We start from the raw sequence: 24,254 nt of genomic DNA, 5'->3' as shown, positions 1-24,254 counted from the left end.
GCGCGAAACGCTTGCCCGCATGGAGCGGCGCAATACACGCGTGGCCGGCGTTCGGCTCGTGCTGGGCCTCACCGGCGTCGGCCTGCTGATCTGGCTCGGCCTCGCACCCTGGAAAACCCTGGCCGCGCTGGTCGCCCTCTTCGCGGTGGTGGCTGTCGGCCATGGCCGGCTGATCAACGCGCGCGACCGGGCGCGGTCCGCCGTCCAGTACTACGAGCGGGGCCTGGCACGCCTGCGGCATGACTGGCCTGGCAAAGGCGACGCGGGCGACCGCTTCGTGCCGGCCGACCACCTGTACGCGGCAGACCTGGACGTGTTTGGCCGAGGCAGCCTGTTTGAACTGATGGCCACGTGCCGGACGGAAGCGGGACGCGCCACGCTTGCGCGCTGGATGCTGGCGCCCGCGACGCCGGAAGTGCTCGTGGCCCGGCAGGCCGCCGTGCGGGAACTGGCGCCCGATCTGGACCTGCGGGAACAGCTCGCCGTTGAAGGCGACCAGATGCGGGCCGCCGTGGACCCGGCAGTGATCGGCACTTGGGCCGTGATGGCAGGCACGCTCCCTGGACGTGGCATCGAAGTGCTGGTTCGACTGGTCACGCTGTCGTGCCTCGGTGCGCTGATCTGGTGGCGGCAAGGTGGACCAGTGGCGCCCTTCCTGGTGCTGCTGGCGTTGCAAGGACTGGTGGCGCTCGCCCTTCGGCCACGGGTGCTGCGCGTGACCGAGGCAGTTGATTCGGCGTCACGAGACCTCGATGTGTTCGTCGAAGTGGCACGCCTGCTCGAACGACGCCGCGACACCAGTTCCCTGCTCCAGGCGCTGCGCGGGCGACTCGCAACCGATTCAGGCGCCGCGTCTTCATCCATCGCACGGCTGTCGCAACTGGCGACAATGCTCGCCTCGCGCAGCAATGTGCTCTTCGCACCCATTGCCGGCCTGCTGATGTGGACCACGCAATTGGCGTTTTCCATCGAGCGATGGCGCGCCCTTCACGGCGCGCAGGTGCCGCAGTGGCTGGACGCCGTGGCGGAGTTCGACGCGCTGTGCGCGCTTGCGGGGTACGCCGCCGAACATCCGGCCCACGTCTTCCCTGTGGTGACACCGCCCCCGTCACGGCTGGAGGCCACCGACCTTGCGCACCCACTGCTCGGCGACAGCGCCGTCGCCAATACGGTGCGGCTCGGTGGCACTGCACCGTCCCTGCTCATCGTCAGCGGCTCGAACATGTCTGGCAAGAGCACGTTTCTGCGCGCCATTGGCCTCAACGTGGTGCTGGCACAAATGGGCGCCCCGGTCAGGGCCGCGTCATTTTCGTTGTCGCCGATGTCGGTGGGCGCATCGATTCGGGTGCTCGATTCCCTGCAGGAAGGGCACTCGCGGTTCTACGCCGAGATCCTCCGGCTGAAGCACATTGTGGATCTGGCCCGCGCGAATGGCGGGGCCACGATGTTCCTGCTCGACGAGGTGCTCAGCGGCACGAACTCGCACGACCGGCGGCAGGGCGCCGAGGGCCTGCTGCGGGGACTGATTGGGTTCGGCGCGGTGGGCCTGGCCACCACCCACGATCTGGCGCTCGGTGACATCGCGGCCGGGTGGTCACCGCAGGCCTCGAACGTGCACTTCGCGGACAAGTTTGATGGAGGGTCCCTGGCGTTTGACTACGTGCTGCGCGAAGGGCCGGTCAAGACCAGCAACGCCCTGGCCCTGATGCGGTCGATTGGGCTCGACGTCGATCCGGCCTGATGTGAGCCACTTACGGAACTCTTACAGTCGGCCGGCGCGAGGCTTGTTATCGTTGCAGCATGAGTCTGACGACCACTGTTTCGACCAAACATGTGCCCCGCAAGTCCGGCGGCACGGGTAGCCTGGCCGGCGCCAATCCTGACCGATTTGCGGGCGTCTCATGGACGACCGCCTTTTTCATGACGCTGTTCCACATCGGCGCGGTCTGGGCGCTGATCGATTTCACCTGGTCTGGCGTGGTCGTAATGCTCGTCACGTACTACATCGCGCTGGGGTGGGGCATCGGCATGTCGTATCACCGGCTGCTGACCCACCGGGCCTACAAGACGCCGAAGTTCGTCGAATACTTTCTGACGATTTGCGCCACCACCGCCCTGGAGGGCGGGGCGCTCTTCTGGGTGGCCACGCATCGGCGGCATCACCAGCATTCAGACTCAGACATGGATCCCCACACGCCGCGTCACGGCGGATTCTGGGCGCACATGGGCTGGATCATCTTCGGCGAGGCGCAGCACAACAACGTCACCATGACGTCGAAGTACGCGCCCGACCTGAGCCGCGACGGCTTTCACGTGTGGCTGAGCAAGTATCACTGGGTGCCGCTGACCATCCAGGGCCTCGTGCTGTGGGCGCTCGGCGGGTGGAACTGGGTGCTGTGGGGTGTGTTCCTGCGCGTGACGCTTGGCCTGCATGCCACGTGGCTCGTCAACTCAGCCACGCACCTCTGGGGCCAGCGCCGGTTCCTGACGCGGGATGACTCACGCAACAACTGGTGGGTGGCGGCGCTCACGTTCGGCGAAGGCTGGCACAACAATCACCATGCGCACCCGACGTCGGCCGCGCACGGCCTGGCGTGGTACGAAGTGGACCTCACCTACCTGCACATTCGCGCCCTCGAACTGGTCGGTCTCGCCACCGACGTCCGCCGCGTGAAGGTGGACGACGCGATTGAAGAAGCGGCCTAGTTAGAAGTCGGGGTCCTGGGGTCCCGGAGTCCGGGGCCGCAGGTACAATGCCTCGATGTCTGTGTCTACAGGCCGCCGGGGCGCGATCGCCTTTTTCGTGATCTTCTGCGTGTGCCTGGTGGCACTCGCCGTGGCGCTCAACGTCGGCTGGATCGTGCAGAACCGGCGCCAGGCCGTGGCGTTGCTGTTCGGCGTGCCGGTCTTCATCGCCATCATCACCGGCCTGATCCTCAATACGATCTTCCTCGTGCGGGAAATTCGCCGCAACGACCAGCAGGACGCGTTCGTCAACGCGGTCACGCACGAGTTGAAGACGCCGGTGACGTCCATCCGTCTGCATCTGGAAACCCTCAAGGCCCATGAGGACACGATTCCGGACGCCAAGCGGCGCGAGTTCTACGACGTCATGCTCGACGACAGCGACCGCCTCATGCAGACCATCGAACAGGTGTTGCGCACGGGACAGGCCGGCCGGCCGTCCACCCATCGGGAGCGCGTGAACCTGCGCACCCTGGCAGACGAGTGTGTGGCGCTGACGCGCACGCGCCGGCACCTGACCGAGGCGCAGTTATGCCTGCTGCCGCTCGGTCCCGATGACCGGCAGCCTGAAGTGATGGGCGACCCCACAGAACTGCGCGGCGCCATCCTGAACCTTCTCGACAATGCCGTGAAATACTCGGGCGACGATGTGCATGTGGAGGTGTATGCGGTGCTCGTGGGTGACTGGTCGGTGATTCGCGTGTCCGACCGTGGCGCGGGACTCGCCGCGGGTGAGGCCAAACGGATCTTCAAGCGCTTCTATCGCACACCCGGCTCGCTGACCCAACGCATCAAAGGCACCGGCCTCGGCCTGTTCATCGTCTACAGCACCGCAAAACACCATGGCGGACGGGCGTACGCCGAGAGTGCGGGCGTGGGCCGTGGATCAGTGTTTACACTCGAACTGCCCGCGGTGCCTGCAGCGGCGCAATAACCCTCCATGTCTCATCTGCTGATTGTCGAAGACGAACCCCATATCGCGTCGGGCCTGCGGTTCAACCTTGAAGCCGAGGGGCACGAGGTGGAAATTGTTGAGGACGGCGAACGTGCCCTGCAGGTGATTACCGAGCGGCCGCAGAGCATTGATGCCATGGTGCTCGACGTCATGCTGCCCGGGATGGACGGATTTGCCGTCGCCGCGGCGTTGCGGGCACGGGCCTGGCTGCACCCCATCCTGATGCTGACCGCCAGAGGACGAGCGGAAGATGTGCTGCGGGGGTTTGAGGCCGGTGCCGACGACTATCTGCCGAAGCCGTTTGAACTGACGATTCTTGTGGCGCGCCTGCACGCCTTGTTGCGCCGGCAGGCGTGGAAAGCGGCTCCCCCACCGCCCGACCAGTTCACGTTCGCCGGACGCACCGTGGATTTTTCGGCGCAGGAGCTTCGCGTGGGCGCCAAGGTGTATCCGCTGACGTTGATGGAAACGAACCTGCTGCGCTACCTGGTGCGCCACGACGGCCAGACGGTGTCGCGCAAACAGATGCTGGAAGAGGTCTGGAACCTCCACGAAGACACGGACACGCGCGCGATCGACCACTTCATGTCCCGCCTGCGCAAGTACATCGAAGCGCAACCATCGCTACCCAAACACCTGCTGACGGTGCGTGGCGTCGGGTACAGGTTCGAGTCAAAAAACGACCTCTGAGGTCGTTTATTTTTCCCCTCTGAGAAAATAAACGACCTCAGAGGTCGTTTTGTTAGACTCCTCCGCATGTTGATCAAACGATCTCTCCTGGCGCTCGGCATGGTCGCCTTGTCTGCGGCGGGCCAGCCGGATCTGGCCGCGCAGGGCGCGGTCATCACCGTCCCGCTGACGTACCACGCGCCAGGAACGGGGCCGAAACCCAACTTCAGCCCCAAGGGCACGCAAGTCACGCTCGCAGAAGTGCCCGCCGGCCAGGCACTGCCGCCCGGTGCCGTCCGTCCGGCCAAACGAGGCCTCCTGCAGGTGGGTCCGGCTCGGGGCTCGTGGATTCCCGTGCTCGCCACGGCGAGCGCCGCGCACCCGGCGGACCTGAATCAGTTGTTCGTGGACCGCAACCGGAACGGGAACTTCGGAGACGATGGGCCCGCGGCTGTGGCTGTGCCCACCCAGAACGCCAAGACCAAGGCCTGGTGGAGTTCGTTCAACGCCATTGAGTTGCGCGTGGCTTTTCCGGAACCTGAGCGCACCGAACCGTACTTCGTGAATTTCTGGGTGGTGCGCGAGGATGCCGCGCCGGCGCCCGACGTGATCCGGTATTCGCGCGGGTCCTGGCGATCGGGCACCGTCACGGTGAATGGCGTGCCCGCCCTGGTGGCCGCGATGGACGGCAACAACGACGCGCTCTACGGCCCGGGCGATTCCTGGAGCGTGATTCCCGCGACGGCGAAGGATGCGACAGCGGCGGTTCTGTCAATCAAAGAGGCTCGCGACACCTCGCGCCTCATGTTCCTGGAACGGAGCGGCGCCAAAGACCTCGTGCTTGAGTTCAAGTCGTTCAAGAAAGACGGGTCGGCCATTGAGTTTACGGTGGTCGATCGCCCGGTCACCAAAGCCGAAGACCGTCTGCCCGACGACATGCTCGCGGACGAACGGCCGCGGCCCCGCACGAAAGCCGCGTTCGCGTGGTCGCACGACTTCGATTCGGCCGTGAAGCAGGCGCGCGCCTCAGGCAAGCGGGTGTTTATCGACTTCGAGACCACCTGGTGCGGCCCCTGCAAGACGATGGATGAGTGGATCTGGAACGACGCGGAAGTCGCCGCCGCGCTGAACGCCGGCTACGTCGGGCTGAAACTCGATGGCGACATTGAGAAGGCGCACGTCAAGCGTTTCGGCGTGACTGGCTATCCGACGATGGTGGTCTTTGATCCGGCCAAGGACACTATCGTGAAGAAGGTCAGCGGGTATCAGTCGTCGGCGCAGGTGCTGACATTCATTAAATGAGATCGGGGCTCATAGGGGGACGGGTGTCGATCTGTGGAAAACTCGACTGAGTGTTGCGAGTTTTCCACAGATCGACACCCGTCCCCTTCTCATCTCAACTTATACAGCTTGGTCGCTGTGCGGATATACAAGCTATTGGCGTCCGCAGCGGGCGTGGCGAGGCTCATCTCGCCCAGGCTGTTTTTCGCCAACTCCTTGTACTCGTCGCCGGCCTCGAAGACCACCACGTCACCGTCCTCGCTGACGGCGTAGATGCGGCCGTTGCTCGCGAGCGGCGAACTCGAGAACGTCATCCCGCCGCCGCCCACGCGCGCCTTGTAGAGTTCCTTACCCGTTGTGGCATCCGCCACCTGCATGATCCCGTTGTCGTTGATCACGTAAACGCGGTTGCGATACAGCAGCGGCGACGGTGTGTAGCCTGAAAAGCGCGGCTGGAACCAGGCGACAAAGTCGTTGGTCGTCTGGTTGGGCGTGAGTGAGATGTTGCCGCTCGCTCCCGGCTTGATCGCAAACAGCGGCCGGCCGGTCTCGCCCTGCGACCCGGATCCGACATAGAGCAGCCCGTTGCCTGCCACGGGAGATGGGGTGGCCTGGGTCATGCCGCCCAGCCGCCACAGTTCGGTGCCGTCGAGGCCGTAGGACACGACGGTTCCCTTCCCGATCGTCACAATCTCGGTACGCTGTCCGTTCTGCCAGATAAATGGCGTGGCCCAACCCGACTGCGCCTGCGTCTTGAATCCGTTCCGCCGAACCGTCCACACCTCGGCTCCGGTCTTCGCGTCAAGCGCGGCCAGGAACGACTCCGCTTCGTTGTCGAACATCTGATACACCCGCCCGCCGTGCACCACTGGAGACGACGCGGTGCCGAAGTCGAGATAAACGGGCTGTGGCGGCCAGGTCTTCTTCCAGACAAGGTCGCCGGTGAGGCTGTAGGCGAACAGCCCGACGTTACCGCCGAACGACGCATAGATACGCTCGCCGTCGGTGGTGGGTGTTTCTGACGCGTAGGTGTTTTTGCGGTGCCGGCCACCCACCGGCAGGCCCTTGTGCGCCTCCTGCTGCCACGCGACCTTGCCGGTCGCCACATCCAGGGCGTAGACCATGTAGCGAACCTCGGTGGCCTCGGCACTCACCTCGATGTCACGAGCGCTGACGCGCTTGATGATCTCCTCCATCGACAGGCCCTGTTTGGCCAGCTCACCCGCCAAGTCGTTGCCGTAGATCCCGGTGGACGGCGCCTTGAATGCGCCGGCGTTGATCGCCGCCGTCACGAACACGCGCGGCCCCCAGATAACCGGCGATGACCATCCACGGCCGGGAATCTCTGTGACCCAGGCCACGTTCTGAGTCGTGGACCACGTCAGAGGGAGCGTCGATCCGTCTGCCACACCCGCCGACCCTGGCCCGCGGAACTGCGGCCAATCGCTTGGGCCTCTGCCGGCCACCGGCACCAGGCTCGCCGCCAACGCAGCCGCCACGCCCACCGCACCAACCCAAGGGTGTTTTCGCATGCAGGCATCGTGGCTGAACATGGCAATCCGCGCAAGCGTAGATAAAAATACGGGGACGGGTGTCGACCTGTGGGAAACTCGGTTGACTGGGATCAGGGGGACGGGTGTCGACCTGTGGAAAACTCGCCCCAGTCAACCGAGTTTTCCACAGGTCGACACCCGTCCCCTTTCTTTAAGGAGCAGCAATGGGTTTGATGGACTACATCAAGGGCGAGTTTATTGACGTCATCGAATGGACTGATGACTCGCGCGACACGCTTTCGTACCGTTTTCCCGACGAAGACAAGGCCATCAAAAACGGCGCCCAGCTCATCGTCCGTGAATCGCAGGCGGTGCAGTTCATGTACCTCGGCCAGTTCGGCGACACGTTTGCCCCGGGCAAACATACGCTGACCACCGACAACATCCCGGTCCTCACGAAGCTGAAGTCGTGGAAGTACCTGTTCAATTCGCCCTTCAAGGCGGATGTGTTCTACGTCACCACCCGGCTCTTCACCGGCAACAAGTGGGGCACCGCCAACCCGGTGATGGTGCGCGACGATGACTTCGGTATTGTGCGGCTGAGGGCGTTCGGCACATTCGACTTCAAGATCGTGAATCCGCCGCTGTTCATCAAGGAAGTGGCCGGCTCGGACCACCACTTCCGGCTTGATGAATTCGCCGACACGATGCGCTCACGCATGGTCAGCGTCTTCAGCGAGGCCCTCGCTTCGGCAAAAGTCCCGGTCCTCGATATCGCCACGCGATATTCGGAACTGGGCGAAGCCCTGCTGCCGGTGATCAATCCGGTAGTAGGCGCCAAGTACGGCCTGGAGATCGGCAGCTTCATCATCGAAAACGTGTCGGTGCCGCCGGAAGTGGAAACCGCCATCGACAAGCGGTCGAGCATGGCGGCCATCGGCAATCTGAACGACTACGTGAAGTACCAGATGGGCCAGGGCATGGCGACGGGTGGAGGCGGCGTCGGCGGCACGGCGGCTGAACTCGCTGTCGGCTTCGGCATTGCCCAGCAGATGATGCAGCAGGGCTTCATGAACCCGAACGCCCCGGCCACGACGCCGGTCACGGGTGGCGGCGCTCCGGTTGCCGCCGCGGCGCCGACGCTCGATCTGTTGTCGCCGGCCGACGTCGCGAAGGCGATCGGCGTGTCAGAGACGGATGTGATGTCGGTGATCGAGGCGGGCGAACTCAAGGCCAAGAAGATCGGCACGAGCTACCGCGTGACGCGCGCGGCGCTCGACGCCTACCTCGCCCAATAGGCAATGGACACACCCGAACCAACCGGGCCTGACCAGGTCTCGGCCCGGGAGAAACACGCCTGCCCGGCGTGTGGCGCGCAGGCGGAGTGGCATCCAGGCAAGCAGCTGCTGGTATGCGCGTTCTGCGGCGAGGAATCGCCGTACACCGGGCACAAGGCCGGCGGCGCGGTGGCCGAACTCGATCTGGTCGCGATGCTCCGCGACTTGCCGGCGGAGCAACGGGGTTGGGATACGGCGCGTCGCAGCGTCCAGTGCCAGAGCTGCAGGGCCGTGATGGTGTTCGACCCGGCGAAGGTCGGCAAGAACTGCGATTTCTGCGGATCGCCTGCGCTTGTGGACTACGAGGAGTTGCAGGCGCCGATCCGGCCGCAAAGCCTGCTGCCGTTCAAGATTTCACAGAGCGACGTGCGCGACCGGATGAAGCGTTGGTACGCCGGCCGCTGGTTCGCGCCCAACGCGTTCAAGCACAAGTCGCTCATCGATCAGCTGCACGGCCTCTACGTGCCGTACTGGACGTTCGACGCGCAGTCGCATTGCGAGTGGCAGGCCGAGTCCGGCACCTACTACTACACGACGGAAACGTATCGAGACAACAAGGGCCACACCCGGACCCGGCAGGTGCGTCATGTACGCTGGACGCCGGCGGCGGGCGCCATCGATCATTTCTTCGATGATGAGCCGGTGCCGGCCACCAAGGGGGTGGATGCGTCGCTGCTGCGACAAGTGGAACCATTTCCCACCAAGGAACTCGTGCCCTACGACACGGCGTTCCTCTCCGGCTTCGTCGTGGAGCGATATCAGATCAACCTTGAGACTGCGGCTGCAGCGTCAGTAGCTCAGATGCACGCCACTCTCCAGAGTCTCTGCGGACAGCAGGTGCCCGGCGATACCTATCGCAACCTCGTGATCCAGCCCACGTTTTCCAAGCAGACCTTCAAACACACGCTGCTGCCCATCTGGGTGCTCTCCTACACGTACGGCGCCAAAACGTTTCAGGTGGTGGCGAACGGATACACCGGAGACATCGCGGGCCAGTATCCGAAGAGTTTCTGGAAGATTGCGCTCCTCGTGCTGGCCGCGCTCGTGGTGTTGCTGATCTTTATCGCGGCGCAGCAGTAGGTCAAGAGCCGCGGCCTTGAGACCCAGGCCGCGCTACGTACGGAAAGAACCCGCAGCTACCGTCCCGCGGCGCCGAAGCGGCGGCCGAGCTCGATGGCCGTGGCGGGGTCGCCATCCAGCAGCAGGTGCCCCACGGCCTTGCGCGCATCGCCGGCGATGCTGACGATGGCGATCGTGTCGAACCCATGCTTGCGGGCACGTTCGGGAATCGTCACCAGATGGCTGGCCAGTCCGGGCACGCGGCGATCCCTGGGCACCACATCCACGACCACAGCGGAGACGATTCGATTCTTCTTGAGGAACGTCAGTCGATACCGGTCGTCCGAATCAAGCGAGATATCAAGCACCCGGCGTTTCAACTGATCCGGCACGGTCACGGCCAGCACGGTCTGGAACGTGCGCGACCCCGGTGCGTCCCACGGTGTGCCGTCGGGCTGGACGTGCGACAGGCTCTCGAGCGTCGTGTCCGCACCGTCAAACTTGTAGAACTGGCGATTGATTCGCGAGTCCAGTTGACCAAGATTCATACGCCAGATCGTACGCAGGCGGTCGCGTGACCAGAGCGACGGGTCGCGCACGACAGTGCGCAACGCGGTGTAGTACTCGGCCAGCCCCGGATCGCGCAGCAGATTGCGATCCTGCTGAACGCTCTCGCGATAGCCATCAGGAACCATGCGGCGGTAGTGGCCCGGCCGCCACTCTTCCTTCCACACGGCCGGCAGGCGCGCCATCAGCGGGTCGGCCAATGCGCATTCATCGAGCATGTACGTGCGTGGTCCCCACGACAGTCCGTCCGCCCCCATCAGACCGCATGTGTCCAGCACATGTTCGGGTTGGGCGCGCCCATCCCAGCGTGGCCATTCGGGCTCTGCGAATGACAGCCGGTCGGCTTTCATGAGACTCCACGTCTGAAAATAGATCCCACGCTCGTCCACGATGCCGCTGTGCGTCCCGGAGATATCAAACGTCCGGTCGCTACGCACGGGCAACTGGGGTGAAGCGATGGCGGCCACCGCAAGCACGGCCAGCACAGGCCACCACTCGGCCTGCGTCAGTCGCTGCATCCGCACCAACATCCACACCGCCACCAGCACCGGCGCAGCCAGGAACCGCCCGCTCATGAAGTCGCCGCCAATCCACACCACGTACGCCAGCGTGGCGACGATGCCGGCCGCGCTGAGCCACGCCTCCTTCGATCGCTCAATCGTCGCGACGATAAGCGTCACGCCAATGGCCGTCAGCGTGATGGGATCGCGATTGATGGAATCGAGCAGGTAGATCAGCCCCTGCCACAACCGCTCGTTCACATGGATGTCTGCGGCCAGCTTGGCGTATGCCGTATTGGGGAAGGCAAACCCGTAGTACACCAGCGAGAACAACGTCCAGAGGGCAGCCGGCACCAGGCCCGCCACCACGGCGAGTGCCGCCGTCATTCGGGGACGCACCTGCAGGACGGCCCAGAGCGCCACCGGCAGCACCAGAAGCACGGCATCCGGCCGGGTGAGATAGGCGGCGCTCACGCCCACCCACATCCCGGTCAGCCATCGGCCCCCACGCGCCTCGCGCGACGCCCACGCGAGCGTGGCGATGGCCACCAGCGCGGTCAGCGGATTCTCAAGTCCCGACGTCGAGTAGTCCACAAAGGCGCGCGACGCCAACAGGACACCGCCTGCGATCCACAACTGCGTCGCACTTCGGGCCGCGCGCAGCACCAGGCCGAAGACCACCAGAGAAGTGACGATCGAGACGGCGAACGCCGCATGGAAGATGTTGCCCACCACCCAGTAGGCGGATGTGATCAACGCGAGCCATAGAGGATGCGTGAACGTCTGCACCCGCTCGTGCAGGTTGTAGGTCAACCCATAGCCGTGGGTGACGTTCAGCACGGTCCGCAACGAAATCAACGCATCGTCGCCGAGCCAGGCCGTGCGAAAGAGCACCACCGCGAAAAGTACGAGCCAGACCCAACGGACGCGTGTCATGGGTGCAGAGTTTATCGTTCTTTGGCCTGGTCCATCGGCACCCATTCCCTGAGGCTGTTGATAAACCAGATCCGGGTGCACCTCTGCAGGTCATCAAGGGTCAGCACCCGTTCGTGAATGGTGCCGGCGTCGAGCAGTTCGCCTCGGAAGACACCGGCCAGGAGGCCACTCGACCGCGGGGGCGTCCACATCGCGCCCTCATATTCGACCACCACATTTCCCCGGGTGAACTCGGTCAGTTCCCGCCGGTCGTTCCAGAGCAACACATCAAACACATCGGGATGCGTCGTCTTGTGGTGGTCGTACATGTTCCGCCTCGTCGTCTTGTGGCATACGAAGCGATCCCGCCCATCGATGGGGGTTGAGGCCAACGCAAACGGCACGGGACCGGCCGCCGGGGCATCGAGAGGATGGCTCTCAACCTGGACCTGGCCACTGGCGTCCAGCACCAGGCGGACACGCGCCGGTCCCTGGCCCACCGGATGCGATGTGCGCGTCGAGGGTGGCCCGAACTGAAGCCAGATCGCAGTTAAAGCCAAAGTAGCTCGCAGAATCTGAAAGCCGAGCCAGGTGCCGTTCGCTTCTCACCAACGAGCCGTGCTCGAAGTCGCATGGTCTCTATCAGCCCAAATGGCGGCCTGACTTCCAGGCACGCGGCTTTGCTGAGTGCCTCGGCATGTTCGTCAGCCGGCGTCGAATCCCACGTGATGCCGCCTCCCACGCCATATTCCGCCGCGCCACTCACACGGTTCACCGTCAGGGTCCGAATGGCCACGTTGAACTCAGCGCGTCCATCAGGCGACGCGAAACCGATGGCGCCGCAATACACACCGCGAGGGCTGTGTTCGAGTGACGCGATGAGGCGCATGCTGCTGGACTTGGGTGCACCTGTAATTGAGCCGGCCGGAAACAACGCGCCAAACACATCGCCGAGTCCGATGCCAGGACGGGCCTGGCCCTCAACGGTAGACACCATTTGCCACACGGTCTGGTACGGTTCCACCTCGCACAACGCGGATGCCCGCACAGACCCAACGTCGCAGACGCGACTCAGGTCGTTGCGGCACAGGTCCACGATCATGACGTTCTCCGCGCGGTTCTTCGCCGACGCCCGCAACCCGTCGCCAAGCGCCGCGTCCTCTTCGGCCCAACGTCCCCGCGGCGCTGTGCCCTTGATCGGCCGCGTGACAAGGCGCCCATTCTCAAGTTGAAAGAACAATTCCGGCGACAGCGACAGGACCTGCCAGTCGCCAAAGTCGAGAAACGCGGCGTAGGGAACGCGCTCGACGCCGGCGAGGTGGAGATACAGCGATTCCAGGCCCGACGGATCCAAGGCCGCCCGCAGACGGAATGTGTAGTTGATCTGGTACGTCTCGCCCTCGGCGATGGCCTCCCGAATGGCGGCCACACCGCGCGCGTGATCGGCCGCAGACAACTCTGGCGTCCAGTCGATTGAAGCCGGCAGCTCTGTGTCAGCCAGCGGCGACGCCGTTTCCACAGCCGGAAACAACCCGAAATACACAAGCGGGGCACCCGGCGGGGCGTGAGCGTGGGTCGTCAGTGCTCGATCAAACGCCGAAGCGGTCTCGTACGCCACGTAACCGGCCGCATACAGACCATCGCGCAATCCCTCATCGACGGCCGCCATCGCCGCCGGCACTTCGTCGAGTGTCCGCGCAACTACGATCCGGTCGGGCGACCGGAACAACAGCGGCGAGCGATGGGCTGGGCTGAAATCGAAACGCGCCTGCACGCGATAAGTGTACTCATCTGCCGCGGCCGGTCATCCAACCGACAAACGCGCCGACAATCGCGTAGCGGACTGTATTAACCAACACGTCCACACATGCCGCGGTGAGATTCGCCACGTTCGATGTGCCGTACAGCACAAAGTCGAAGTTGATGGTCATCATCAACGCCATGACGGCGCCGACCTTGGCGCCTCCGGCTGCGGTACCCACCCTGGCCCAGCCCGCGATGACCAGCGTCAACAACGTGCCGCCAGCCAGCTCACCGACGACAATCGCCCAGAAATCAGCGGGTTCTTTGGTGATGCCCGTCGCCGAACCCATGTTCGCAGCGAAAAAATTCGCGAGCACCGATCCGTACACCAAACCGCCGATTGTGAAAAGCAGGACCGCGGCGAGCACTGACGTGACGACAAATTTCTGAGATTGCATGAGGTCTCCCCTCGGGCGCCCTGGATGGGCGCCGGATTATGTCCCATTTGCCGGGGCGGGTCCAACTCGCCGTATGATTCGCTGCGGTCATGTCCACCACTCCCCACGACCGCCCGGCCCTCGACCGTTGGCTGGCGCGACTCTTTGACGACGATGAGAAGACGACGTTCGGGAGCGGTTGGGCGAGCGGCACGATCGCGGTCTTTCTGGGGGTTCTGGCCGTCGGTGGAGTCGCGTGTTTCCACCTGCCGGAGGCCCTGACGTTTCCCGGCGTCCGGGCCGTCTACGCACTGAGCTGGATCCGGCCGCTCGTGGCCACGGTGATCGGCGGCGCGTTCTTCCTCGGGCTGCTGAGCGCGCTGCTTCGGCGACGTAAAGTGCTGGGCTTCACGGGCATGGGCCTGGCGCTCGTCGCGTCGCTCCTGGGTGGCGCGTCGGTGCCGGTGGCCGACGTGGGCGCGGGTGGGATCGGCCTGGGACTGGACTGGTTCCTGCTCAACCTGTTCCTGCTCGCGTTGATCTTCGTTCCACTGGAGCGTGTGTTCGCCCAGCGGCCATCGCAGTCAACGTTCAGGCCGGGCTGGACCACCGACGTCGCCCACTTCTTCGCCAGTCACCTGCTGGTGCAGGTGTCAGCGTGGCTCACGCTCGCGCCGGCAGCCGCGGCCACGCGCCTGGTGGTGGCTCCGCAGCTGCAGGACTCCGTGTCTGCCCTGCCATGGGTGGTGCAGTTCCTGCTGATTGTGCTGCTCGCCGATCTCGGTGAATACACGATGCATCGGCTGTTCCATCGCGTGCCGTGGTTGTGGCGGTTCCACGCCATTCACCATTCAAGCGAAGCGATCGACTGGCTCGCTGGATCGCGCCTGCATCTGGTGGACGTCGTGCTTACGCGCGGCTTCACGTTTGTCCCCATCGCGCTGCTGGGATTCGCCGACGGGCCGGTCTACGCCTACCTGGTGTTTGTGTCGTTCCACGCCGTCTTTATTCACGCCAACGTGCGCTTCCGCTTCGGCCGCGCCGAAGGCTTCATCGTGACTCCGCGTTTCCACCACTGGCACCACAGCTCCGAGACGGAGGCGCTGGACAAGAACTTCGCGGTGCACCTGCCGTGGATCGATCGACTGTTTGGCACCTACTATTGTCCCGGCGACCGCTGGCCCGAGCGATACGGACTGAGCGACACGCGGATTCCTGACGGCTACTGGCAGCACCTTGTTGGACCATTTAAGAAAATTAGGAAATTAGGAAGTTAGGAACTGGGGAAATGACGCGGACAGCTGATGTCGTGATCGTGGGTGGCGGGTGCATGGGCGCGAGCGTGGCGTTCCATCTGGCGCGGCGCGGTGTCACGAATGTGGTGCTTGTTGAGCGCGAACAGTTGCTGGGCACCGGTTCCACCGGTCGGAACGCGGGTGGTGTGCGGCATCAATTTTCACACGACGCGAACATCCGCCTGTCGATTGAGTCGATTGGTGTACTCGAGCGATTCAAGGAAGAAGTCGGCGCGGACATCGACTTCCACCAGGACGGATATCTGTTCCTGCTCTCGTCGCCGGCAAGTGTGGAGGTCTTTACCGCCAACGTCGAGCGACAACGGCGCCTCGGCATCGCGGTGGACTGGCTGGACGCGGACGCGGCGGCCGCCCTGGCTCCCGGGCTTGTGACAGAGCACGTCATCGGCGCCACGTTCTGCCAACGCGATGGCATTGCTGATCCCAACGGCGTCACGATGGGCTTCGCCAAGAGTGCCCAGGCCGCAGGCGTCTCGATCCTGCGGGAAACGGAAGTGACAGGGGTGCGGGTCGTCGGCGGTCGTGTGGCCGGCGTCGAAACCACTGGCGGCGCAATCGATGCGCCAGTAGTGGTGAATGCGGCTGGCCCGTACGCACGAGCGGTCGGGCGCATGGCCGGCGTTGACGTGCCGGTGGAGGCGTACCGGCGGCACATCTTCATCGCGCAGCCTCCGGCGTCAGGCGGCAACTGGAACGTGCCCGACTCCCGGATCATGGTGATCGACTTCGAATCCACGTTTTACTTTCATCGAGAAGGCGCTGGCGTCCTGTTCGGCATGGGCGACCCACATGAAAAGCCGAGCTTCGACCTCACCGTGCAGTGGGACTTCCTTGAGCAGATCTCACCTGTGGCGGCTCGGCGACTGCCGGCACTGGCTGATGCGCCCATCGCCCACGCGTGGGCCGGTCTCTATGAAGTGACGCCTGACGCCAACCCCATCATCGGCGCCGCGCGCGACCTGCCGGGCTTCTTCCTGATCAACGGCTTCAGCGGGCACGGCTTCCAGCACTCCCCCGCCGCGGGTCGCATCCTGGCCGACCTGATTGTTGAGCGCGACCCCGGGATGGACCTCACGCCGTTTGCCCTCGAGCGATTCGAAAACCGCAGCGCCGGGGGCGAACACTACGTGGTGTAGATCGGGCCGCCGTCACATCTCATGGAAGCGTCAACCGTCGGCCGGCCGCTCGGCCAGCCACGGGGCGGCACGCACGGTGACCCAGCGGATGCACACGGCCAGCCCGATGCCGATGGTCGCGATCACAACCAGAATGGCGTACATGTGGTCGATGCGGAACGTCTGCCACGAGAGCCACAGCAACGACCCGATACCGGTCTGCGAACCGACCATTTCAACGCCAATAGTGCCGTGGAACGCCACATTGGACGACAGCCGCAACCCGGTGAGCATCAGCGGCAAGCTGCCTGGCACCAGCACGCGCTGAAACATCTGCCATCTGGTGGCGCCGAAGTTCCGCGCGAGCTCGAGATGCACGGGATTCATGCTGTGAACGCCGGCCACCGTGTTGAGCAGCATCGGGAAGAAGGCGCCAATCGAGACGGCCGCCAGCTTGGATGTCTCGCCAACGCCGAGCACCACGATGAGCAACGGGAAAAAGGCCAGGCGCGGGATGGGATGCACGGCGGCTACCAGGGGATCCACAAGCCGGCGTAGTCGCGCTGACACCCCCATGGCCAACCCCAGGGTGACTCCCGCAGTGGCGCCCACCAACAGCCCGGTGAGAATGCGGACAAACGTGTAGCCGACATGCGTCGGCAACGTGCCCTCGGCAATCATGGCCGCCAGCGCGGCGCCGATCGCCGAGGGCGCCGGAGTGAAAAGGCCCGTCCACACGCCGGAGCGCACCAGCACTTCCCAGGCAACCAGCAGCACTGCCCAGACAAGCAGGAAACGCATCGACCAGCGCACAGGCGGCACGGCAGCAGAATTAGTCGCCAAGAAGGTCCCAGATCTGCGCGACAAGGTCTCGCGCGTCGGCATAGTCGCGGTGCCTGTCGCGAGGGCGGGACAGCGGCACCCGGATATCGGCCAGCACGTGTCCGGGGCGGCCCGACATCACGAGGACGCGGTCGGCCAGCACCACCGCCTCATCGATGTCGTGCGTGACAAACACCACGGTGCGGCGGTCTGCGGCCCAGATGCCAAGCAATTCGCTCTGCATGTGCCGCCGTGATTGCGCGTCGAGCGCGGCGAACGGCTCGTCCATGAGTAACAACGACGCATCCGTGACCATGGCGCGGCCGAGTCCGAGACGCTGCCGCATCCCCACCGACAGCTCGTACGGATAGTGACCTGCGAAGGCCGACAGGCCGACGCGCTCGAGAAACGCCGCAGCGCGCGTGTGCCGTTCCTCGCGAGGCGTGCCCTCAATCGCCAAGCCAAAGGCCACGTTCTCCGCAGCGGTGAGCCACGGGAATGTCCCATGCTCCTGCACGACCAGGCATCCGCGGGACGCCGGCCCCCGGGTGGGCACGTCAAACGTCAGGCGGCCAGTCGTCGGCGGCTCAAGCCCGGCGATGATTCGCAGCAAGGTCGACTTGCCGCAGCCGCTGGGTCCGACCACGCAGATGAATTCATGCTGTTCCACTTCAAAAGACACGTCGCGCAGGGCCTCGACACGCCCGCGGTCGCCGGCAAACGTATGACCGACGCTTTCGCAGACAAAGTGCCGCGTGGTGACCGTCACTTCACAAACCCGGAGTCAACCGCCTGATCGCGGGTCACGCTCCGGTCCATGAATTTTTGTGCGTTGGCCCAGGCCTGGAACCCTTCGACGCTGGTCCAGTCAATGCGCGAGTCCGCAGTGAACTCAATCCAGCATGCGGCCCGCGTGCGATCCACGGTCTCGCCGGTACCTTCGGCGATGATCGCCACGTTGCGGTCAGTCTTCCCGAGCCGGTACTGCACCACGCCCCGCTGGTACGCCCGAATGAAGGCGTGTGCCGTCTCGCGTTCGCGCACCAGCAGGCGCTCGCCGAACATGATCACGCCCCACTGAAAGTCGGGCACGGCATGCTGGCCCGAAAGCCACAGGCTTCCCACTTCCGCCATCCGTGATAGCACGGGCTCGGACGCCGCCCCGGCATCGATCGCGCCAGACTCAAGCGCCGACACCATCACCGGCTCGGGCAGGCGAACGGTTTCCACCGTGTTCAGCACCACGCCACGGGTCTCAAGCATCTTGCTCACGACGTACCGCGTCACGCCGTCCTGGCTCGCGCGCACCCGGCGAATGACGGGCGTGCCTGCCGGGTCCAGACCCGGCCGCAACGCGATGCCGAAATACGTGCAGCCCTCGCGGGCCAGCACACCCAGGCCGGCCGCAATGCGAATGGGAGCGCCCTGCGCGATGGCCGACAGGAATCCGGCATGCAGGGCACCGGGGCGCACATCGACGTCCCCGGTGATCAACGCCACCAGCGCTTCTTCCGGGCGCATGGTCGCCACAAATTCCACGTCGAGACCTTCGTCGCGAAAGAACCCTTCCGCCTGCGCGATCATCAGCGGCGCGAAACTGATGTGTTCGCTGAAGGACACGCGAAGCCGCCGCAGTCCCTCGTTCTGGCCGCGCCCGCAGCCTGCCGCAACACCCGTGGCGAGCACCAGCGCGACGACCAGCCGATGGAGGCGTCTCATGACGCTCGTTTCCTGATGTCGAGCGGCAGCAACTTGCCACGGCCCGTCATCGTGGGTGCTTCCCGTCGAATGCGAAGGGAGCCGGCCGCCTTCCAGGTGGCACTGACGATGCCGCCGGCCGAGCCGGTGTCCTCGAGCGCCTGAAGGACGCAGGCAATGGCCGCGGCCTCGTCGCCCAGTGCGACGGATGGCGCGACCCGCAGGATCAAACGCGTGAACCCCTGAGCGTCTTCTTCCTCGGCGAACTGATAGTCGAGGGCGCTCCCACCGTAGCGGGACGGCAGCACCTCGTCGAGAATCCGCTCCATCTCACTCCCCACCATCGTCACGCCTTCGCCCGTGAGTTTGCGGAACGACCGGATGTCGCGAAGGTGCGTGGTAAACCCCAGCGCCTCCCAGGGGCAGCCGCAGGGCGTGGTGTCGACCGTGCCGTAGTCATCCGACTCCACGTTGAGCATGAGTTTTGGCGCCGTCGCCAGGAGCGTAGTGAAACAAAAGGCCGGAACCTCGAGCGCAAAACCGGGCACGGGACGCGTCGCCTGAATCATCGCCAGATGGTCCTGCATGAAATGTTGATCGTTCGGCCCAGTGGCGTTCAGGCACGCCGAGCCCACAGTGCCCACTTCGCTGAACGCGTAGCTGGAATAAAACGTGGCGCCGGTGCGCCGTATCTGCGCGACCTTCGCCAGCGTCGGTGGTTCGGCCCCTCCACGAAGCACAGTCCCCGTGAGATCGATCCCGTGCTCTTGAGCGGCCACGGCGATCCGCAGGATGCGGCTGACGGATGCATGCACCGTGCAGCGTCCTGTCCGTTGCACCTGGTCGCGCGCCCACCGGGCCAGTTCGACCGCCTGATCGAAGGGCAGAAGTTTCGGCCAACGCACGCGTCCGCCCGAGAGCCTGGCCACCGACAGCGCTGCGGTCGTTGCCATCCGGAAGCGCAGCGGCACCGTGCTTGCCCCGCCTCCCCGCGCGCAATACCAGTGCGTGGCATCTTCGCCGGAGGCCGCATGCAGCAACACGCCCATCAGTCCGCCGGCTGGCGGCAGGTCCGACCACGAGGCCGCCGGGATTCCACGCACCCCCTGGACATGGCGCACCATGATGCGGCCCGGCAGTTGCGCTTCCATGTGTGCGAGGTCAAGCTTCACCCGCCTGCCCATCCCCGTGCTGCCGCCGGTGGTGGTGGAATAAAACCGACCCGCGGCTGGGTTGTCGAAGTCAGCCGGCGTGGTGTGAATGGTGGTGCTGCCTCGCACGATAGGCTGCACGCCCTTGAATTCCTCAAAACTCACATAGACGCCGTCGCGCCGAAGTTGTGAAAGCGTGGGCTCCAGCCCCTGGCGCAGCACCAGGTCGCGGATGCCGGGGAGCTCGTAGCCGGCAGACTTGAGTAGCGCGAGATACGGACTGGTCGGGCTGGCGTACACACCACGCTCGATGACGGCCAGGAAGTGGCGATCCCGATTGCGCAAGCGGGCCTGCACAATCTCGAGCGCTTCCGCGAGCGTCATGCGTAGACGTATGAGTCGTGGAAGTCCGGCCAGGAACCGAGCAAACGCCGTGAGCTCCGCGGCTCGGTCATCGCGGTGAGGCACCATGCAATCGTCCCGGCGCGTCGGCTAGCGCGGCGGCGTGGCCTGGGCCAGCGGCACCAACTGCAGCACAATGTCCGTGGCCACTTCGAGACCGGTTGAGGCCGCATCAATCGCCAGATCGTATTGGCGTGCGTCCGTCCAATCGGTGCCGGTCAGCGCACGCATGAAGCCGGCGCGATCGCGATCCGACTCGCGCACGACGTCGCGCGCCTTGGCCTGATCCACGCCGCTGCGCTCGGCCACGCGATCGATGCGCCACGCCTCTGGTGCGTGCACAAACACCCGGAGCACACCTGGACGCCCCTTGAGCACATGGCCGGCACCTCGACCGACGATCACGGCTGAGTGGTGTCCAGCCATTTCCTCGATAATGCGGCGCTCGAGGCGGGCCGACTCGGCTTCCTGCATCGTGTCCACCGGCAACATGCCCAGGCCGCTCATGCCGCCCATGGCGAGCGCCCCGGCCATCGTGTCCCACCACGTGCCGATCCGTTCCTTGACCTTCTCGAGATTCGGGTCGTGCACCAGCAGGTATTCCGAGGCGTCGCGCAGGAGGCCGCCGTCCACAAAGCGCATGCCCCGCCGCTCTGCGACGACCTGTCCGATGTGGGCGCCACCGCTCCCCTTTTGCCTCGAAATGGCCACAATGGTCGTACCTGCCGTCATGTCGCGCTCCTTCAAAGTGAGCGCCAATCTATCATCTGCGGCCTCACCATTTCGACCCGGCTCGGCAAAACTCGGGTACTCTTCTCGGCTGTGGACCACCCACTGCCCGAGGCGATCGTTCGGCGCTACCGGGTCGAAGGCCAGATTGGCTCCGGGGGCATGGGCGTGGTCTACAAGGCCACCGACACCCGGCTGAACCGATCCGTCGCCATCAAGGCGATTCATGACGGCCGGTTCCGCCAGGGTGGAGACCCCCTTCGCACCGAGGCACTTGCCGCCGCGTCAATCGACCATCCGTATATCTGCAAGGTCTACGAACTGATCGAGGAGGGCACCGAAGCGTACCTCGTGATGGAGTTCGTCGAAGGCGAAACGCTTGCGGCGATCCTGCGGCGCGGCCGGCCGCCTCTCACTCAGGCGGTGCAACTCGCCAGCGAAATCGCCGAAGGTCTGGCCGCCGCGCACAGCCGCGGCCTGGTGCATCGTGACGTAAAGCCCTCCAACGTCATCGTCACCACCGACGGTCACGTGAAGCTGCTCGACTTCGGACTCGCACGCGAAGATGCCGTCGCGAAGCCGTCGGATCAGACGCGCACCTCTCCTTCGGATCGCACCGATCAGGCCGCCGGCACACCGCAATACATGTCGCCCGAGCAGGCCGCCGGACATCCGGTGACGTTCCGCGCGGATCTGTTTTCCATGGGCGTCGTGATGTTCGAGTGCCTTACCGGACAGCTGCCGTTCATGGGGCTGTCGTCCTACGACTATGTCCGGCACCTCCTGACCGATGCACCGCGGCGTCTCGACAGGTTGGCGCAGGGTGCACCCGCTGGCCTGGTCGATCTCGTGGAACGTTGCCTCGAGAAGAACCCGGCCGATCGACCTGAGTCGGCCGCAGCGGTGCTCGCCGAGTTACGGCACATCTCCGGCGGGTTGACCGCCGCCGGCGGCACGTTCAACACGGTGGGCGCTGAGCAATCGAAACGGCGCTGGCAATGGATCGCCGCGGCCGTCGCCGTTGGCGGCCTGGCGGTCGCCGCCTGGCAGTGGAGCGGCCGGACGCCGGACGCCGACCCGCTCCGGCGCTCACGGCCCGTGGTCATGTGGTCGAGCGAAGAAACCGCCAGCCGGTTGTCGGCCGACGGCAAGTGGCTGTCGTTCGTTTCAACGCGCGATGGCGCGCCCCAGTTGTTTGTGCAACCGGTCGCGGGCACAGAGGCCCGCCCCGTGACGTTGTCTGCGGGGCGCATCCTGAGCCACGCCTGGTCACCCGGAGGCGACCAGCTCGCCGTGGCCCTCGGCCGGCGCGACAACACCGTCTTGCAGGTCGTCCCTGCGTTCTTTGGCGGCGTCGCCTCCCAGAGTCTCGTCCTGAATCCTGGCCCGAATGAGGTGCGGGTGCTCCGCTGGATCGGCCGGCGGATCTTCCTGCAACTCACGAGCAACTCCGCCCGGTCGCTGAGTGTGGCGGACCTCGACGCTGGCACCGTGACCGACCTGAGCGCCTCGTGGTCTCTCGCCGGCGTCGTGAACAACCTGGACGTGCATCCAGACGGACGCCGCGTGGTGGTGGCACTGCGATCGGGTGATCAGGAAGACCTGTGGGAAACGGATCTGGCGGGCGCGTCACCGCGGCGGCTGACCAACGATGCGTTCTACGAGCGGATGCCGATCTGGAGCGGCACAGGCGAGGCTGTCATCTTCCAGACAAACCGCGGGGGACAAAGTGACCTCTGGGAACGTGACAGCAGTGGCCGGCTGAGGCCGTTGACATCGAGCCAGACCGAAGAGACGCCGGAAGGCACCTCGGCGGACGGCTCGATTGTGAGTTTCCAGCAGGGCTCCGACGAAGCCAAGTTGTGGCTGATCGACCCTGCCACACGGGTCGGCCGGCAGCTGGCGTCCGACGCGCTGAGTGATTTTGCTCCGGCCGTGTCGGCCGATGGCCAGACACTTGTCTTCCAGCGCAGCGAGCCGAGCCCGTCTCAGGGATACCGCATCCTCGACTCGCAGTTGTTTGTCGCCGGCCTGGGCAACAACGGCCTCACGGCGGCGGCACGACCGGTGACGGCTGGATTCGCCGGTCAGTTGTCGCCGGACGGCGCGCGGCTCGCGTTCATGCAGCGCGGAGACAAACCGGGACTGACATCGCTGTCTGTCGCCGATCTCGCCACCGAAGAAACATCCCGAGTGCTGGGCACCACGCGGCTCGCCATCCTCCAGCAGTACCCGGTGGAGTGGGGCGAACAGCTGATGGCGTGGCAACCCGGCAGCGACGTGCTCTATTTCGTTGATCATGGCACCGTGCAGACCATCGTCAAATATCGTTCGACCGCCAGAAAAAACGAGGGCCCCATCTTCACGGCGGCGGCGAACTCGTTTGTGCGCGACCTGTTCGTCTCCATCGATGGTCGACAGTTGGCGTTTCTCACGCGCGCCGCTGGGCGGTTCGGCGTGTGGGTCCGTGACCTGGTGAGCGGGCAGCAACGTGAAGTCGCGTCGCTGACAGGCTCCTTTACCAGCGTCTACGGCAGGGGGTGGTTGGCGGACCGCCGGATGGTCATCGTGCGATCCGTCGAGGTCAACCAGGACTCGACCTCGACCATGGAGGTGCTGCTCGTAGGGGCCGACGGTGCCACCACCACGGCCGGCACCATTTCGAACGCGATTTTGATTACGGCCAGGCTCGACCCGACATTCGGCACCCTTTACCTCACCCGCGCCGAAGGCGGCGTGCATAATGTCTACGGTTTTTCGATCGCATCCGGTCGCCTGACGCAGGTGACGGATAATGCGTTGCCTGGCGTCAGTTTTTCTGGTGTCAGGCGCGCGGGACGTTCCCTGATTGCCGTCAGGAACCAGCGCGCGCGTGACATCTGGTTGATCGAAACCCAACCGGAGACCCCGGCCGGAGGCCGGAACTAGATTCCCTCTCACCTACAGGAGCTGACCCGATGGCCAAGGCACAAGGCAAGAAAACCACAACACGATCGCACGGAGGCGGCCGGCACCGTGGCGGTGACGCGGCACGGATGGCCGCGGTGCGATGGCTGGTCATGAAGATCGAGCAACTCGGCATCGAGATTCTCGTGACCAGTCCCAGCAAATTTACTGTCGTTGAAAACGCATTGCGCGCACAGGTGCAACTCCTGCAGCAGATCGGGCGGCCGACCCTCGCCGCCGGAGATTGCCCGGACGGCTACATCCTCTGCCGCGACGGGCTCTGCGCGCCGATGTGCGACGACGAGATGCAGTCTGCGGTCAGCGCCGCGAAGACGCGCAAGCGCCGGTAAGACGGGAGGCCTCGGGCTTGAGGA

Annotated in this window: 21 protein-coding genes; 11 read left to right on the top strand and 10 right to left on the bottom strand. The window is 64.9% G+C overall.

The annotated features are described in order from the left end of the window. Positions 1 to 19 precede the first annotated feature (19 nt). The 5 genes from IPL75_07230 (at position 20) to IPL75_07210 (ending at position 5,671) form a co-directional block, all read left to right on the top strand. Positions 20 to 1,741, top strand: a complete 1,722-nt coding sequence (locus IPL75_07230) for a DNA mismatch repair protein MutS (protein MBK9240049.1) — start codon at positions 20 to 22, stop codon at positions 1,739 to 1,741. 59 nt (positions 1,742 to 1,800) lie between these two features. Continuing rightward, positions 1,801 to 2,706: a fatty acid desaturase gene (locus tag IPL75_07225; GenBank protein ID MBK9240048.1), complete on the top strand. Its 906-nt coding sequence runs from the start codon at positions 1,801 to 1,803 to the stop codon at positions 2,704 to 2,706. Positions 2,707 to 2,761: 55 nt separating this feature from the next. After that, a complete protein-coding gene (locus IPL75_07220) occupies positions 2,762 to 3,679 on the top strand; it encodes a HAMP domain-containing histidine kinase (GenBank protein ID MBK9240047.1) in 918 nt (305 codons plus the stop codon). 6 nt (positions 3,680 to 3,685) lie between these two features. Continuing rightward, the gene (locus IPL75_07215) at positions 3,686 to 4,390 is read left to right on the top strand and encodes a response regulator transcription factor (protein MBK9240046.1); all 705 of its coding nucleotides are present in this window, start codon (positions 3,686 to 3,688) and stop codon (positions 4,388 to 4,390) included. Positions 4,391 to 4,456: 66 nt separating this feature from the next. After that, positions 4,457 to 5,671: a thioredoxin family protein gene (locus IPL75_07210; protein ID MBK9240045.1), complete on the top strand. Its 1,215-nt coding sequence runs from the start codon at positions 4,457 to 4,459 to the stop codon at positions 5,669 to 5,671. 89 nt (positions 5,672 to 5,760) lie between these two features. On the opposite strand, the gene IPL75_07205 is transcribed toward IPL75_07210, so the two are convergent. Next, entirely contained in the window at positions 5,761 to 7,182 is a 1,422-nt protein-coding gene (locus IPL75_07205) for a PQQ-binding-like beta-propeller repeat protein (GenBank protein ID MBK9240044.1), read from the bottom strand. A 185-nt stretch (positions 7,183 to 7,367) separates the two neighbouring features. On the opposite strand from IPL75_07205, the gene IPL75_07200 reads away from it, so the two are divergent. Together IPL75_07200 and IPL75_07195 are read left to right on the top strand one after the other, a co-directional pair. Next, complete coding sequence (locus IPL75_07200; GenBank protein MBK9240043.1) at positions 7,368 to 8,441, top strand: SPFH domain-containing protein; 1,074 nt, start codon at positions 7,368 to 7,370, stop codon at positions 8,439 to 8,441. A 3-nt stretch (positions 8,442 to 8,444) separates the two neighbouring features. Then, positions 8,445 to 9,560, top strand: a complete 1,116-nt coding sequence (locus IPL75_07195) for a zinc ribbon domain-containing protein (protein MBK9240042.1) — start codon at positions 8,445 to 8,447, stop codon at positions 9,558 to 9,560. 56 nt (positions 9,561 to 9,616) lie between these two features. Here IPL75_07195 and IPL75_07190 read toward each other — a convergent pair whose 3' ends face one another. Genes IPL75_07190 through IPL75_07175 form a run of 4 tightly spaced genes read right to left on the bottom strand, consistent with a single transcriptional unit; the run spans position 9,617 to position 13,722 of the window. Beyond that, a complete protein-coding gene (locus IPL75_07190) occupies positions 9,617 to 11,542 on the bottom strand; it encodes a hypothetical protein (GenBank protein MBK9240041.1) in 1,926 nt (641 codons plus the stop codon). A gap of 11 nt (positions 11,543 to 11,553) precedes the next feature. Next, on the bottom strand, positions 11,554 to 12,081 hold the full coding sequence (locus tag IPL75_07185; protein ID MBK9240040.1) for an aminotransferase class IV: 528 nt from the start codon (positions 12,079 to 12,081) through the stop codon (positions 11,554 to 11,556). Then, positions 12,072 to 13,295 (bottom strand): aminodeoxychorismate synthase component I, encoded by a 1,224-nt coding sequence (gene pabB / locus IPL75_07180; protein ID MBK9240039.1) that lies wholly within the window; start codon positions 13,293 to 13,295, stop codon positions 12,072 to 12,074. Before pabB ends, IPL75_07185 begins: the two co-directional genes overlap by 10 nt. A gap of 13 nt (positions 13,296 to 13,308) precedes the next feature. Next, positions 13,309 to 13,722: a hypothetical protein gene (locus IPL75_07175; protein MBK9240038.1), complete on the bottom strand. Its 414-nt coding sequence runs from the start codon at positions 13,720 to 13,722 to the stop codon at positions 13,309 to 13,311. An 89-nt stretch (positions 13,723 to 13,811) separates the two neighbouring features. Here IPL75_07175 and IPL75_07170 point away from each other — a divergent pair, with 89 nt between their 5' ends. Further along, positions 13,812 to 14,978, top strand: a complete 1,167-nt coding sequence (locus tag IPL75_07170) for a sterol desaturase family protein (protein MBK9240037.1) — start codon at positions 13,812 to 13,814, stop codon at positions 14,976 to 14,978. 11 nt (positions 14,979 to 14,989) lie between these two features. After that, positions 14,990 to 16,153, top strand: coding sequence for an FAD-binding oxidoreductase (locus tag IPL75_07165; GenBank protein ID MBK9240036.1), 1,164 nt, complete (start codon positions 14,990 to 14,992; stop codon positions 16,151 to 16,153). A 30-nt stretch (positions 16,154 to 16,183) separates the two neighbouring features. Here the strand turns inward: IPL75_07165 and IPL75_07160 are convergent, their stop codons facing one another. From IPL75_07160 to IPL75_07140, 5 genes are all read right to left on the bottom strand, one after another. After that, positions 16,184 to 16,933 (bottom strand): ABC transporter permease, encoded by a 750-nt coding sequence (locus IPL75_07160; protein MBK9240035.1) that lies wholly within the window; start codon positions 16,931 to 16,933, stop codon positions 16,184 to 16,186. 31 nt (positions 16,934 to 16,964) lie between these two features. Continuing rightward, positions 16,965 to 17,723, bottom strand: coding sequence for an ABC transporter ATP-binding protein (locus IPL75_07155; GenBank protein MBK9240034.1), 759 nt, complete (start codon positions 17,721 to 17,723; stop codon positions 16,965 to 16,967). After that, entirely contained in the window at positions 17,720 to 18,673 is a 954-nt protein-coding gene (locus tag IPL75_07150) for an ABC transporter substrate-binding protein (GenBank protein ID MBK9240033.1), read from the bottom strand. The genes IPL75_07155 and IPL75_07150 overlap by 4 nt, the downstream gene beginning before the upstream one ends. Then, positions 18,670 to 20,187, bottom strand: a complete 1,518-nt coding sequence (locus IPL75_07145) for a hypothetical protein (GenBank protein ID MBK9240032.1) — start codon at positions 20,185 to 20,187, stop codon at positions 18,670 to 18,672. The genes IPL75_07150 and IPL75_07145 overlap by 4 nt, the downstream gene beginning before the upstream one ends. Before the next feature lie 108 nt (positions 20,188 to 20,295). Then, positions 20,296 to 20,937 carry a cytidylate kinase-like family protein gene (locus tag IPL75_07140; protein ID MBK9240031.1) on the bottom strand — a complete coding sequence of 214 codons (642 nt, stop codon included), beginning with the start codon at positions 20,935 to 20,937 and terminating at the stop codon, positions 20,296 to 20,298. 90 nt (positions 20,938 to 21,027) lie between these two features. Here IPL75_07140 and IPL75_07135 point away from each other — a divergent pair, with 90 nt between their 5' ends. Then, the gene (locus tag IPL75_07135; GenBank protein ID MBK9240030.1) at positions 21,028 to 23,862 is read left to right on the top strand and encodes a protein kinase; all 2,835 of its coding nucleotides are present in this window, start codon (positions 21,028 to 21,030) and stop codon (positions 23,860 to 23,862) included. A gap of 29 nt (positions 23,863 to 23,891) precedes the next feature. Continuing rightward, positions 23,892 to 24,230: a hypothetical protein gene (locus IPL75_07130; GenBank protein MBK9240029.1), complete on the top strand. Its 339-nt coding sequence runs from the start codon at positions 23,892 to 23,894 to the stop codon at positions 24,228 to 24,230. Positions 24,231 to 24,254 lie beyond the last annotated feature (24 nt).

Source organism: Acidobacteriota bacterium, from assembly GCA_016716905.1.
Classification (GTDB): domain Bacteria; phylum Acidobacteriota; class Vicinamibacteria; order Vicinamibacterales; family SCN-69-37; genus SYFT01.
Note: the sequence above shows the minus strand (reverse complement) of the source record. Positions and strands in the feature narration are given on the sequence as shown.